Source organism: Rothia sp. SD9660Na, assembly GCF_030064065.1.
In the GTDB taxonomy this organism is placed as follows: domain Bacteria; phylum Actinomycetota; class Actinomycetes; order Actinomycetales; family Micrococcaceae; genus Rothia.
The window spans coordinates 1,534,681-1,548,433 of sequence record NZ_CP125946.1 but is presented as its reverse complement, the minus strand read 5'-3'; the positions used below and the strand labels follow the sequence as shown (position 1 = coordinate 1,548,433).

The window sequence follows — 13,753 nt, the reverse complement described above, 5'->3', positions numbered from 1 at the left end:
TAGAGAGTGATGGTGGTTAGGGCAGGGTAAGGACGTCAACGCCGTCGGCGGTGACAACCATGGTGTGTTCAAACTGGGCGGTACGCTTGCGATCGCGGGTGACGACGGTCCAGTCGTCCTCCCACATATCCCACTCGATGGTACCCAGGGTGAGCATGGGTTCAATGGTGAAAATCATGCCTTCTTCGATGACGGTGTTGTAGGCTGGGGCAGCATCGTAGTGGGGGATAATCAGGCCGGAGTGGAATTCACGGCCTACACCGTGGCCGGTAAAGTCACGCACCACGCCGTAACCGAAGCGGGCGGCGTACTTTTCGATGACGCGGCCAATGACGTTGATTTCACGGCCGGGTCGTACCGCCTTCATGGCGCGGTTGAGCGCCTCTTCGGTGCGCTCAACCAGCAGACGGGACTCTTCGTCCACGTTCCCTACGAGCAGGGTGCGGTTGGTGTCGCCGTGCATATCGTGCAGGTAGGCGGTCACATCGAGGTTGAGAATATCGCCGTCTTCAAGGACGGTGGAGTCGGGTATGCCGTGGCAGATAACCTCGTTGAGGGAGGTGCACACGCTCTTGGTGAAGCCCCGGTAGTCAACGGTGGAGGGGTAGGCCCCGTGGTCGCAGATATATTCGTGCACCAGGACGTCGATGTCATTGGTGGTGGTGCCGGGAACCGCAATTTTTTCGGCTTCTACGATGGCTCCGGCGGCGATTTTGCCGGCGGCCCGCACCTTTTCTACTTCTTCGGGGGTGTAGAAGTTTGAGCCTTGGCCTTCATTGGCTTCGGGCTTGCCTACGTATTCGGGGCGGATAATATGCGCCGGTACCGGGCGCATGGGGGCAACGACGCCGGGCGTCAGGTTGCCCACGGGGGCTTTGCCCGGCTCCGCGGGGAGGTTGTGGCTTTTAGATGATGTCGACATATCTTCTAGCTTATCGGCTGGTCGCCAACCTGCCCGGTTAGGTGCGTTGCCAAAAGCTGTATCTTTTGCCTAACCAGGCGTAAAGTGGTGTGTGCAACACTTTTGACAATGAGAAGGAGACGCTGTGTCACTGAACGACTACACCCCCGGCCCCCACGACACCCAGTACTGGTACAACCTGAGCACCGGCCAGGTCGAAGAGGGCCAGCAGTCCAAAATCACCGAGCTCTGGGGCCCCTTCGCTACCCGCGAAGAAGCAGAGCAGGCCATGGAGAAGGCGAAGAAGCGCAACGAAGAATGGGACGAGGGCAAGGACGCCTGGTAAGGAAGGAACTTTTCACTAGCGTTGAGAAAGCTGACCCGGGCTCGCAGCGAAGCTGCTGGCTCGGGGCTGGCGTGAATCACGTGTGAGCGCTAGCGAACCTGTGAGAGGGGCGGCAGCGAACGCGAGCCCCGGGTTAGCGACTCCTCTAGCTCTTGGCAACGCAGAATTTTTAACTATCGAACCGGTGTTCCGCCGCCGGGTAGGCGCCTGAGCGCACCTCTGCCCGGTAGGCGCTTGCTCCCTCAAAGAGGGTGTCGTAGAGGTTGGCGTACTGTTTGACGAAGCGGGCCATCTTGCCCTGCCGCAGCCCGAAGGCGTCCTGCCAGACCAGTACCTGCCCACTGACGTCCGCCCCGGCCCCGATGCCGATGATGGGAATGCGCACCGAAGCATCAATCTCGGCAGCAACATCGGAGCGGGTCATTTCCATGAGCAGGCAGAAGGCGCCGGCTTCTTCAAGGGCCAGCGCGGTTTCTTTGAGCATCTGCCCGCCGTCGCGGCCCTGTACCCGGTAGCCGCCCAGGGCGTGCTCGGACTGGGGTGTGAAGCCGATATGAGCCATGACAGGGATTCCCGCTGCAACCATGGCGCGCACATGCTCCGCGTTGTGGGCGGTGGCTTCCATCTTGACCGCGTGGGCCCCGCCTTCTTTCATGAAGCGTACAGCGGTTGCTACAGCCTGGGCGGGAGACTGTTCGTAGGAGCCAAAGGGCAGGTCAGCTACAACCATAGCGCGCTGGGCAGCGGTGGAAACAGCTTTGACCAGGGGAAGCATCTCATCAACGGTGATAGTCAGGGTAGACTCGTGACCCAGTACGTTGTTCCCCGCAGAATCACCGATCAGCAGCAGTTCGATACCGGCCCGGTCAAAAATAGTGGCGGTGAGAGCGTCATAGCTGGTGAGCATAGCGAATTTTTCCCCGGCGTCCTTGGCCTGCTGCAGGTGCACGGTGCGCACCTTTTTGACGGAAAGGACGCTTGCCTCACCTTCCTGAGTGGTATTGGCGGGGGTGGGGGCTGAGGACCCGTAAGGTGCTGTTTCTTCGTTGACCATGTTCTTAACTCTAGTGCCCTATAGCTGCCCTGCAACCGGCGAGCCCCCGCTTTATCTCACTCGGTGAAAGAAATGTTTAAAACTCGTTACTCTTACCGCCTTTGGGGGCGTGCCAGCTGGGCAGGTGGGGCTCTTCCGTTCTAGAGTTGAGCTTAAGGATTCGTCTGCCCGCCCACCGGGGTGCGGGCGCCACCTTTAGACATGAACGGATAGGTTACATGGATCGTCAGCAAGAATTCGTTTTGCGCACCATCGAAGAACGCAACGTGCGTTTCGTTCGCCTCTGGTTTACCGATGTGGTGGGCCAGCTCAAGTCTGTTGCTATTGCACCGGCTGAGGTTGAGAGTGCCTTTGACGAGGGTATCGGTTTTGACGGTTCATCGATTGAGGGCCTGTCCCGCGTGTACGAGTCAGATATGCTGCTGCAGCCTGACCCCTCCACCTTCCAGGTGCTGCCCTGGCGCGGGGATGAAGAGCCGACCTCCCGCATGTTCTGCGACATCCTTACCCCCGATGGTGAACCAAGTGCCTCAGATACCCGCGGTGTGCTCAAGAACGTGCTGTCGAAGGCAGGCTCAATGGGCTTTACCTGCTACACCTCACCCGAGATCGAGTTCTACCTGCTCAAGTCCAAGGAACTAGGCCCCAACGGCTTCCCCGAACCTGTCGATTCCGAAAGCTACTTCGACCACACTCCCGGCGGCGTGGTTCAGGACTTCCGTCGCAAGGCAGTGACCACCCTGGAAGAAATCGGTATCTCGGTGGAGTTCTCCCACCACGAGACCGGCCCCGGCCAGAACGAAATAGACCTGCGCCACGCTGACGCCCTGCAGACTGCCGATAACATCATGAGTTTCCGCACCGTGATTAAGGAAGTTGCCCTCTCCCAGGGCATCTACGCCACCTTCATGCCCAAGCCCTTCACCGAGCACGCTGGTTCTGGCATGCACACCCACTTCTCCCTCTTCGAGGGCGATACCAACGCCTTCTTCGAAGCCGGGGCCGAGTACCAACTCTCCCGTACTGCTAAGCACTTTATCGCTGGCGTCCTGCGCCACGCCCCCGAGTTCACCTCAGTGACCAACCAGTTCGTGAACTCCTACAAGCGCCTGTGGGGCGGCGGGGAAGCCCCCTCCTACGTTTCCTGGGGCCACAACAATCGCTCCGCCCTGGTGCGGGTTCCCCTCTACAAGCCCAACAAGATGCAGTCAGCCCGTATGGAATACCGCGGTATCGACTCAGCCGCCAACCCCTATCTGGCCTACGCCGTCATCCTGGCAGCTGGCCTCAAGGGCATCGAAAACGAGTACGAGCTGCCCAGCGCCGCCGTCACCGAAGACATCTCAGCCATGACCAGTGCCGAACGCCGCGCCATGGGCTACCACGCCCTGCCGTCCTCTCTTCACGACGCTATCCACCGCACCGAAGAATCAGAGTTCATGGCAGAGACCCTGGGGGAGCAGGTCTTTGAACAGTTCCTGCGGAACAAACGCCGCGACTGGAACGCCTTCCGTGCCGAAGTGACCCCCTACGAGCTCAAGAACAACCTCGGTATCCTCTAACGTCTCAGGGCAGGCGCAACACTGTAACAGGTGTTGCGCCTGCTGCGATTAAACCCCAAGGAGCTAGCGGTGACTCACGCCCCGCAGAACGACACCCCCGAAGAAGCCGCCCGCCGTGCCGAGGAAGAACGCAAGGCACAAGCCCGTTTAATTGCCGAAATGGCTTCAGCAGGTTTCTACGATGCAGCTAAGAGCGCCCGTTGGTTCAACGCCCGGGAGCTCGAAGGTATAGACCGGGCCCGACTGTTGGAGGGGCTACGTCTTGCCCCCTCACCCGATATCGCTCTACCTGCCCTGGTCCGCCTGATTGAGCGGGCCCCCCGGGTCGCGCAGCTGGCTGCTCGCGGGGCGGACGCTGAAGCCCTCTACCGCCTACTCGGCGGCTCGGAGGCCCTGGGGGAGTTCCTGGTACGCCACCCCGAGCACGCTGACCTGCTTGAGACCGACCCCACCGCTTCCTCAGCCGTCGACCATCCTGCCTCCCTGCTCCCCGAAACAGACGACGAGAACCTCACCCCCATTGCCCCGCTCGATACGGGCTACCGCACCGACCTGCTGACGGCCGTGGGAGCTGACCCGGCCGCGTCCACACCGGTAGCCACCCTCACCGGCAAGGAAGGCTACACTGCCCTGCGCGTTGCCTACCGGCGCCACCTCACAGAGCTGGCTATCCACGACCTCACCAGCTTCGCACCGGTACAGTTCATGCCCACCGTTGGCCGCCTCCTGGCTGATTTAGCTGCTGCTGCCCTGGAAGGAGCCCTGGCCATCGCCCGCGCCGAAGTAGCCCAGAACCGCAGCGAACAGACCGTAGCCGCTGTAGAACTTGCCATTATCGGCATGGGCAAGTGTGGAGCTCGAGAACTAAACTACATCTCAGACGTGGATGTGGTGTACGCGGTTGCCCACGCCCCCCTCTCTAACCTGCCCGAAGGCTTTACTCCACTTGATGAAAACACCCTGACACAGGTCGGCACCGAACTGGTCATGGCCCTCTCCAAGGCCATCATGGCTCCGGCCCCCGAACCCGCCCTCTGGGAGGTTGACGCCAACCTACGCCCCGAAGGTAAGGACGGGGCCCTGGTCCGCACCGTGGAGTCCTACACCACCTACTACAAGCGGTGGGCTGAAAACTGGGAGTTCCAGGCACTGCTCAAGGCCCGCCCCATCGCCGGTACCCCCGAACTGGGCGTCCGCTGGGCACGAGCCATGCGTCCTTTCATCTGGGAATCTGCCGCCCGCGATTCCTTCGTAGAGTCAGTGCAGGCCATGCGTCAGCGCGTCACCGACAACATTCCCTCAGCGGAGGTCGACCGCCAAATCAAACTGGGCCCCGGCGGCTTACGCGACGTAGAATTCACCGTGCAGCTACTCCAGCTTGTGCACGGCCGCACCGACGAAAGTGTACGAACCCAAAGTACCACCGACTCTATCGCAGCCCTGGCCAAAGCTAGCTACATCGGCCGCAAGGATGCCCACGACTTCGCAGATAACTACGCGACCCTGCGTGTGATGGAGCACCGCATCCAGCTGCTCTACATGCGCCGCACCCACCTGATGCCGGTCAAAGAAAACGACCGGCGCTCCCTGGCCCGCGCCATGAATTCGCCGCTGGCCCCCACCCAGCTCACCGAGGCTGACATGCTCAAACAGTGGGCGGGCATCAAGAGGGCCGTCAAATCCCTGCATGAGCGCCTCTTCTTCCGGCCCCTGCTGGCAGCCGTCGCCCACCTCTCCAAGGACGAAGTCGCCCTGTCACCGGCTGCCGCTCAAGACCGCCTAGCAGCGCTGGGGTACAAGGACCCACGCCGGGCTATGGGCCACATCGAGGCCCTGACCAAGGGCCTGCGTCGCTCTGCCGAGATTCAGCGGACCCTCATGCCTGTTCTGCTGGGCTGGTTCGCCAAGGGCGTGGACCCGGACGCTGGCCTACTGGGCTTCCGCCGGGTCAGCGAGTCCCTGGGCGGCACCCCCTGGTACCTGCGCATGCTCCGCGACTCACCGGCCGCCGCCGAACGCCTCTGCACCCTGCTCTCTTCCTCCCGCTTCATCACCGACCTGCTCGAAGACATTCCTGAACCCATCGCCTGGCTCGATAAGGAAGAAGACCTCAAACCCCGCGAAGCAGATGCTATTATCAGCGAGCTGCGCTCCCAGCTGACCCGCCATACCGACTCCGCCGAAGCGATCCGCGCCGTCCGCATGGTGCGCCGCCGTGAAATTCTCCGCCTTGCCATGGGCGAAGCGCTCGGCATCAACAGCAACGCCGAAGTGGCCCACGGGCTCTCCAATATTGATCGCGGCGCTATCCAGTCGGCTCTAGCTATTGCAGAGCGGGAACTGTACGTAGATAGCCGCACCCCGCTGACCGATGTTGCCGTCATTGCCATGGGGCGCCAGGGTGGAGCTGAAATTGGCTACGGCTCCGACTCCGACCTCATGTACGTGCACATCCCGCGCGATGGAGCCGACGAAAAGGCCGCCCAGGCAGAAGCCACTGACCTGATCAACCGCATGGTCACCCTGCTCAAACAGCCCACAACCCCGCCCATCCGTGCCGAAAAGGTACTCGAAATTGATGCCGATCTGCGACCCGAAGGAAAATCCGGGGCCATGGTGCGCTCGCTCGAATCCTTTAGGGAGTACTACGAGCGCTGGGCTGATACCTGGGAATTCCAGGCCCTGCTACGTGCCCGCCCCTTTGCTGGCTCAGAGTATGTGGGCTCCGCCTTCGTTGCGCTGGTTGACCCCTACCGCTACCCGGCAACCTTCCCAGCGGAGAAAGTCACCGAGATTCGCCGCATGAAGGCCCGTGTGGAGACCGAACGCATGCCCCGAGGAGCAGACAAGACCCGTCAGCTCAAGCTGGGTCGCGGCGGGCTGACGGACGTAGAGTGGCTGGTCCAGCTCCTCCAGCTCCAGCACGCCCACCGGGTTGAGGGTATGCGCACCACCTCCACCCTCAAGGCCCTGGACGCCGCTGTGCAGGCAGGGCTGGTCGATGAACGTGATGCCACCCTACTCACCAATGCCTGGAAGCTGGCTTCAAAAATTCGCGGCCTGAACGTGCTCCGTACCGGTAGGGCATCCGATACCCTCACCACCACGCGTTCTGACCTTGAAGCTATCGCCCGCTGGTGCGGCTACGCTCCGAACTCTGCGCGCGTGCTTGAGGACGACTACCTGCGCATCACCCGCCAGGCCCGGGCGGTCTACGAGAAGCTGTTCTACCCGGGGTAAAGATTAGCTGCTCACTTTGAACTTGCCGTACTTGAGTTCCGGGATCGTAGCGAAGCTGCTGGCTCGGGGCTGGCGTGAATCGTCGCGTGAGCGCTAGCGAACCAGACGAGAGGGTCGGCAGCGAGCACGAGCCCGGAACGACTGCTATGTTCTAGTGCTTCTCAGCCTTTGAAATCTGGTCTGCCAGGTCTTCGGGGGAGAGGTCTGCGTTTGAAAATGCCTCGTTGAGGGGCAGATGCAGGCGCAGGCCGGTGCCGGGGCAGATTTCCACGTGGGCGCTGCGTAGCTTGAAATCGACCACGTGCCCGCCGCGGGTGCGCTCGTCATCGATGAAGTGGGCATGGCAGCCGGGAACACCGATACCCTGCTCGTAGATGGGGGTGCGGAAGCCCACGATGGTGCCGGAAACGTCATCAAACTGTACGATATCTTCACCTTCAACGGCGTCAACCATCTTGGGGTAGGGCTTTTCCTGCTTTTTGACCGTGCGGGTGCGCACCCATTCGAAGTCGCCCACGATTTTGATGGCGTACATGTAGTTATCCGACAGGGTGAAGTTATCGAGTACCTGACTGGTTGAGGTACGCAGTAGGTTAGTGGGTAGATCCCGCTTAATAGCGGGCACGAAGTTGGTGATCACCGCAAAGGGGGTCTTCTGATCGAGCGAGGCCAGGGAGATGGACCCGTCGTAGCGCATTTGGTAGCAGGTGCCATCAAGCACAATCATTTCCCCGTCGAGCCCGTCAAAGGTACCCACCCCAAAGTTGCCGTGACCCAGTAGTTCGCCGATGGTCATGTCACCGTCGTAGATGCCGTCCAAAAGCTGGCTCATCAGACCGGTTTGGAAGACCTCGTTGCGGTAGATGGTGGAGCGACCTTCAAGAATGGTGCTTTGGGGGCTCATCGTTTTCTCCTTGGGGTAGCGGCGGGTGTGCGCAAAAGCCGCGCTGCGGCGTCTTTTTCTGAGGCGGACGCCTAAGCGCGGCTTTGTGCTTGTGAATGTCAGTTTACCGGGGCTTAGACTCCGTAGTACATCTGGTATTCGAGGGGGTGGGGGACCAACAGCAGGGGAGCGAGCTCGTTGCTGCGCTTGTAGTCGATCCAGGCTGAGATGAGGTCTTCGGTGAAGACGTCACCGGCCAGCAGGAAGTCGTGGTCAGCTTCGAGGGCTGCCAGGGCTTCTTCAAGGTTGGCAGGTGCCTTCTTGATGTCTGCTGCTTCTTCGGCGGGCAGCTCGTAGAGGTCCTTATCGATGGGCGCGGGGGGTTCGATGCGGTTGCGGATACCGTCCAGACCAGCCATCAGCTGGGCAGCGAAAGCCAGGTAGGGATTGGAGGAGGGGTCCGGTGCGCGGAACTCAAGACGCTTAGCCTTGGGGTTGCTGCCGGTGATGGGAATGCGAATGCCGGCTGAGCGGTTGCCCTGGGAGTAGACCATGTTGATGGGGGCTTCGTAGCCGGGGACCAGGCGCTTGTAGGAGTTGACAGTGGGGTTGGTGAAAGCCAGAACTGATGATGAGTGCTCAATCAGACCGCCGATGTACCAGCGGGCAACGTCTGAGAGACCCGCGTAGCCGCGCTCGTCGTAGAAGAGGGGCTCGCCGTCTTGCCAGAGTGACTGGTGGCAGTGCATACCTGAACCGTTGTCGCCGAAGACAGGCTTGGGCATGAAGGTAACGGTCTTGCCCCACTGGTCAGCGGTGTTCTTGATGACGTACTTGAACTTGAGCAGGTCGTCTGCTGCCTGGGTGAGGGTGGAGAACTTGTAGTTGATCTCAGCCTGGCCGGGTGCGCCTACTTCGTGGTGGGAGCGCTCTACTTCGAGGCCTACTTCGTCGAGGGCTACGCACATGGCGTCGCGTAGATCGGCCTGCTTATCGACGGGGGAGACGGGGAAGTAGCCGCCCTTGGTGTTGGTCTTGTTGCCCAGGTTGCCGCCTTCTTCGGCGCGACCGGAGTTCCAGGGGGCCTCATCGGAGTCGATCTTGAAGAAGACTGACTGGGGGCTAACTTCGTGCTGGACGTTTTCGAAGACGAAGAATTCTGCTTCGGATGCGAAGAAGGCGGTGTCGGCGATGCCGGTTGACTTCAGGTATTCTTCGGCGCGTTCTGCTATGCCGCGGGGGTCGCGGTGGTAGGACTCGCCGGTACGGGGGTTGACGATGGAGCCGGTAACAACCAGGGTCTTCTCAAGGCGGAAGGGGTCAACGTAGCAGCTGGTGACGTCGGGAATCAGCTGCATGTCTGATTCGGCGATGCCCTGGAAGCCGCGGATAGAGGAACCGTCAAACATCTGACCGTTGACGAAGAAGTCTTCGTCGATAGCCTTGGCAGGCAGATTGAAGTGCTGCTGTACGCCGGGCAGGTCGCAGAAGCGGATGTCAACGAACTTGATGTCTTCGTTCTTGATGAAGTCGAGGACTTCCTGTGCGGTAGTGAACATGGTCGTTTGTTCTCCTTGAGTTGTTTTCGACCCATGGGCGCCCGTTTGCCTGGGCTCCCTCGCTGTTGTTTCTAGCCTAGAGCGTATTTTTTGCCCTAAAGTATCGCTTTTGTTTCGCGTGTGTAACGTACCGCTGGCTGGGTTGCCTTGGTGTTACGTGGGTTTGGGCGGCTAGCTTCCTCTCTCTAGTGTAGGCGCTCCTGAAGCCGGTTTCTTAGATGGGAGGACGCTTGTACCCAGTTTTCTGGGGCGTGAAGGGGTAAGAGCCGGTAAGGTTAGTTGGGTGGTTACGAGAAGAGATTTAGGTTCCTGGATTGAGGGAGCTCCAAACGATCAGGAGTACCCCGGGCAGACTATGGGTAGGCCGCGATCAGGGCGGGGAGCGATTGCCCGCCCTATGCGCCGCCTGCTGGCTTTTTGGGTTGACTGGCTGCTCATTGAAGGTATGTTTTATGTGCTAGGGCAGACAGTTTTTACGCAGGTGAACATCGCTGTACTCGATGTAGCCCAGCTGGTTATTTTCTGGCTCTATATGGTGGCTGCTGTTGGCTTTATGGGGCATACAGTGGGGCATTTTGCTTTCGGTATGCAGGTGCAGCGCCTTGATGGTAAACCCGCCGGTTGGCTGACTGCCCTGATCCGTCAGTCGATGGTCATGCTACTACTTCCAGTGGTGATTATGGACGCCGACCAGCGTGGCCTACATGACCGGGCCCGCCACACTATCTTGGTGATGATTCGATAGATGAAAGACGATATGACGACCCCCACCCCCGAAGAGCTGCCCAAAGAGAACGACCCGGCGCTGCCGTCCTTTCTTACAAAGCCGGGCCCCGTCGATAAGGTGCTCCTGAGTCTTTTGGCCTTTATGACCATCTTTTCGATGGTGATGATTCCCTTGCGACCCAACCTGCTGGTGAATGCTCCCTGGCTGCTGTCACTGCTGACCGGTTCAGGCCTGGGTCTACTCATTACCGCAGCCCAGAACCAGGGAGCGGTCTTCATGCTGGCTGCTCTCACCGCCGCAGCTGCCGCTAGCCACATCAAGTTCATGGCGGTCTACTTTCTGATGGGTAAGCATTGGGGCCAGGATTTTATTAACTGGATGTTCGCCAACCACACCCCCCTGTGGTGGCGTAAACTTGAGGGCTTCGTTGAGAAACACCTTTTTCTGAGCCTGCTTCTTGGCTTTATTCCCTTCTCACCGATTCCGGCAACGATTCTGGTGGCTATCGCCGGTATTCGTAAGCTCAAGGGCTGGATGATTGGTCTTTACATCTACCTGCTGGCTGTGGCTAACAAACTTTTTTACCTCTACCTGGGTCTGCGTTTCGGGGAGGGCATTCAACCCACTCTAGAAACCATTGACCGCTACATGATGCAGATAACCCTGGCTCTGATCGCCTACGTCTTCATCATGAACTGGTGGCGCGGATCTAAAAAGCAGTCAGTAGAGTAATTCTTATGCAGAGATAAAAAGGGGGTCCGCTCAACGTTGGTTGAGCGGGCCCCCTAATGTTTGAGGCTTAGCGCATGCCCTTGCGGTCGGGGCGCATACGCATGGGGTCAATACCCTTAGGAATAGCGTTCAGCATGTTGTTGTGCTTGGAGAGCGAATCAATGCGGTTGGCGACCTGGTGCATTTCTTGCTGGGTCAGCTTCTTGGGCAACTTGTTCATGGTCTTGGTGAGCTGCTTGAGCTCAACCTGACCCTCAGCATGGCCGGTGTTGATCACGGTCACGGGGACGGTGGGTACAATCTTGGAGTACTTGAGCTTTTCCTTCTGGACCAGGGCGTTGACGCGACCGGTGGGGCCTTCAGTCACCAGGACGATGCCGGGGCGGCCGATAGCGCGGAAGACGACGTCCTGAGACTTATTGGCAGCTACGGGCTGCTGCTCGAATATCCAGCCGCGGCGCAGGGTTGAGAGGGCAGCACCAGAGCGGCCGGGCTGACCTTCCAACTGGGCGAAGGCTGCTTTTTCTGCCCGGCGTGAGAGCACCATGACGGCAAAAAGAATTCCCAGAGGAATACCAATGAGGAGGAAAGTGATCCAGTTGTTCAGCAGCAGACCGATAAGCAGGAAGACCAGGACGGTGCCGAAGAAGACCAGGGCCATAATCCAGGGGATATTGGGGTCCTGCTCGCGGGTCATAGCATAGACCTGCTTCATCTGAGCAAACATGCCGGGGCCACGCTTGGCGCGGCGCTCTTCGCGAGCCTTCTTCTTTTCTTCGCGGGTCTGTGCGCGGGTGCTGCCACGGGATTCAGCCACTGTGTTTCCTTCGAGTCGATTCTGGGCGGGCGAGTGCGATACGCGCCCTAACTTACCCATTCTATACGGCAAGCGCCCACCGATGAAACCGGTGAGCGCTTGGGAGCGTGGGGTGAACAGGTTCCTAGGCTCCCGCCGCGACCAGGGAGCTGGCCTCCTGCATCGCAAAGCCTGAGTCATCGATGTGCGATAGGTGCTCGGGGATTTCGCGGCCCTGCTTCTTCATGGCACGGGCCCAGAGCTTACCTGCCCGGTAGGACGAACGAACCATGGGGCCAGCCATGACGCCGGCAAAGCCAATTTCTTCAGCCATCTTGGAGAGCTCAACGAACTCAGCGGGCTTGACCCAGCGCTCGATGGGGTGGAAGAGGGGGCCGGGGCGCAGGTACTGAGTGAGGGTAATCAGGTCACAACCGGCATCGTGCAGGTCGCAGAGGGCCTCGTACACCTCGTCATTGGTTTCACCCATGCCCAGAATCAGGTTGGACTTGGTAATCAGACCGGCCTCCTTGCCCTGGGTAATGACGTCCAGGGAGCGCTCGTAGCGGAAGGCGGGGCGAATCTGACGGAAGATACGCGGAACGGTTTCAAGGTTGTGAGCGAAGACCTCGGGGGCTGCGTCGATGACCTGCTGAACGTCCTCTTCCTTGCCCTTAAAGTCAGGGATCAGAATTTCAACACCGGTATTAGGAGAAACGCGGTGAATCTGACGGATGGTTTCGGCATAAAGCCAGGCGCCGCCGTCCTCAAGGTCATCGCGGGCAACACCGGTGACGGTGGCGTAGCGCAGGCCCATTTTCTTGACGTTGAGGGCCACCTTGAGGGGCTCGGTGCGGTCGATGGCAACGGGCTTACCGGTGTCAATCATACAGAAGTCGCAGCGGCGGGTGCATTCGGAACCGCCGATGAGGTAGGTTGCCTCGCGGTCTTCCCAACACTCGTAGATATTGGGGCAGCCGGCTTCTTCACAGACGGTGTGCAGACCGGAGCCGCGGGCAAGGTCAACCATTTCCTTGTATTCAGGGCCAACCTTGGCCTTGGTCTTGATCCATGAGGGCTTCTTCTCGATGGGAACCTCTGCGTTACGGGCTTCAACGCGAAGTAGCTTGCGGCCTTCTGGCTGGGCGCTCATGAGGTGGGGTTCTCCTTTGGTGGTAAACCTGTGGGGGGGTGTGCTGGCGGCTTCTGCCGGGGAGCGGGTTATGCGCTGGTGGTCGGTGTGAAGTCGGCGGAGAGCTGGTCGGCATAGCGAGCTAGCTCTTCTTCTACCCGGTCAACAATGTCGGCGGGGGTTATATTCCGGCCTAGTTGTTCGCTGATGGTGGTGACGCCCGCATCGGTGATACCGCAGGGGATAAAGGCACCGAAGGGGTCTGTGGGGTTGTTGCAGTTGATGGAGAAGCCGTGCATGGTGGTGTTCTTTGCAACGCGGATGCCGATAGCTGCAATTTTTTTGTCTTGCACCAGGGCGCCATCGCCTAGCACCCAGACGCCTGAACGCCCCTCGACCCGCTGGCAGGTGATGCCAAGGTCGGTCAGGACGTTGATGAGCACCTCTTCGAGTACCCGCACGTAGCGGACGACGTCGATGGGCTCGGGCAGCTGCACGATAGGGTAGCCAACCAGCTGGCCGGGGCCGTGCCAGGTGAGCTTACCGCCACGGTCAATTTTGATGACGGGCACGCGGTGATCGGCCGGGTATTCGTGGTCTTCGGTGCGCTTACCGGCGGTAATGACTTCTTCGTGCTCTAGCAGTAAGACGGTATTTTGCCGGACGCCGGTGGCGACTTCTTCGTGGACGGTGCGCTGGTAGTCCAGCGCAGAGGTGTATTCCACATAGTCGGGGGCAAGCCCGACCCGTTCAAACAAAAGTGCCATACCTTCTAGGGTAGCCCTTTTGGTGGCGGGGCGAAAATATTCAGGGAGACTCTG

Annotated in this window: 11 protein-coding genes and 1 pseudogene; 5 read left to right on the top strand and 7 right to left on the bottom strand. The window is 59.9% G+C overall.

Annotation, left to right across the window (positions count from 1 at the left end; all coding sequences use genetic code 11):
- Positions 1 to 16: 16 nt before the first annotated feature.
- On the bottom strand, positions 17 to 922 hold the full coding sequence (map, locus tag QM007_RS07400; RefSeq protein WP_283489369.1) for a type I methionyl aminopeptidase: 906 nt from the start codon (positions 920 to 922) through the stop codon (positions 17 to 19).
- A 124-nt stretch (positions 923 to 1,046) separates the two neighbouring features.
- On the opposite strand from map, the gene QM007_RS07395 reads away from it, so the two are divergent.
- Positions 1,047 to 1,247: an SPOR domain-containing protein gene (locus QM007_RS07395; RefSeq protein WP_135011355.1), complete on the top strand. Its 201-nt coding sequence runs from the start codon at positions 1,047 to 1,049 to the stop codon at positions 1,245 to 1,247.
- Positions 1,248 to 1,416: 169 nt separating this feature from the next.
- Here the strand turns inward: QM007_RS07395 and panB are convergent, their stop codons facing one another.
- Positions 1,417 to 2,301 (bottom strand): 3-methyl-2-oxobutanoate hydroxymethyltransferase, encoded by an 885-nt coding sequence (gene panB / locus QM007_RS07390; RefSeq protein WP_283489368.1) that lies wholly within the window; start codon positions 2,299 to 2,301, stop codon positions 1,417 to 1,419.
- A 218-nt stretch (positions 2,302 to 2,519) separates the two neighbouring features.
- Here panB and glnA (QM007_RS07385) point away from each other — a divergent pair, with 218 nt between their 5' ends.
- Entirely contained in the window at positions 2,520 to 3,863 is a 1,344-nt protein-coding gene (gene glnA / locus QM007_RS07385; RefSeq protein WP_283489367.1) for a type I glutamate--ammonia ligase, read from the top strand.
- A 69-nt stretch (positions 3,864 to 3,932) separates the two neighbouring features.
- Positions 3,933 to 7,103, top strand: a complete 3,171-nt coding sequence (locus QM007_RS07380) for a bifunctional [glutamine synthetase] adenylyltransferase/[glutamine synthetase]-adenylyl-L-tyrosine phosphorylase (RefSeq protein ID WP_283489366.1) — start codon at positions 3,933 to 3,935, stop codon at positions 7,101 to 7,103.
- A gap of 151 nt (positions 7,104 to 7,254) precedes the next feature.
- Here the strand turns inward: QM007_RS07380 and budA are convergent, their stop codons facing one another.
- Both budA and glnA (QM007_RS07370) read right to left on the bottom strand, forming a co-directional pair.
- A complete protein-coding gene (gene budA / locus QM007_RS07375; RefSeq protein ID WP_283489365.1) occupies positions 7,255 to 8,007 on the bottom strand; it encodes an acetolactate decarboxylase in 753 nt (250 codons plus the stop codon).
- A gap of 113 nt (positions 8,008 to 8,120) precedes the next feature.
- A complete protein-coding gene (gene glnA / locus QM007_RS07370; RefSeq protein ID WP_283489364.1) occupies positions 8,121 to 9,545 on the bottom strand; it encodes a type I glutamate--ammonia ligase in 1,425 nt (474 codons plus the stop codon).
- Between the two features lie 283 nt (positions 9,546 to 9,828).
- On the opposite strand from glnA (QM007_RS07370), the gene QM007_RS07365 reads away from it, so the two are divergent.
- Together QM007_RS07365 and QM007_RS07360 are read left to right on the top strand one after the other, a co-directional pair.
- Complete coding sequence (locus tag QM007_RS07365) at positions 9,829 to 10,290, top strand: RDD family protein (RefSeq protein ID WP_283489363.1); 462 nt, start codon at positions 9,829 to 9,831, stop codon at positions 10,288 to 10,290.
- Positions 10,291 to 10,302: 12 nt separating this feature from the next.
- Positions 10,303 to 11,004: a hypothetical protein gene (locus tag QM007_RS07360; protein WP_283489362.1), complete on the top strand. Its 702-nt coding sequence runs from the start codon at positions 10,303 to 10,305 to the stop codon at positions 11,002 to 11,004.
- 67 nt (positions 11,005 to 11,071) lie between these two features.
- On the opposite strand, the gene QM007_RS07355 is transcribed toward QM007_RS07360, so the two are convergent.
- The 3 genes and pseudogenes from QM007_RS07355 to lipB form a co-directional block, all read right to left on the bottom strand.
- A complete protein-coding gene (locus tag QM007_RS07355; RefSeq protein WP_283489361.1) occupies positions 11,072 to 11,821 on the bottom strand; it encodes a DUF4191 domain-containing protein in 750 nt (249 codons plus the stop codon).
- A gap of 124 nt (positions 11,822 to 11,945) precedes the next feature.
- Entirely contained in the window at positions 11,946 to 12,953 is a 1,008-nt protein-coding gene (gene lipA / locus QM007_RS07350; protein WP_283489360.1) for a lipoyl synthase, read from the bottom strand.
- 68 nt (positions 12,954 to 13,021) lie between these two features.
- Positions 13,022 to 13,705 (bottom strand): annotated as a pseudogene (gene lipB, locus QM007_RS07345) (lipoyl(octanoyl) transferase LipB); the annotation flags it as partial.
- Positions 13,706 to 13,753 lie beyond the last annotated feature (48 nt).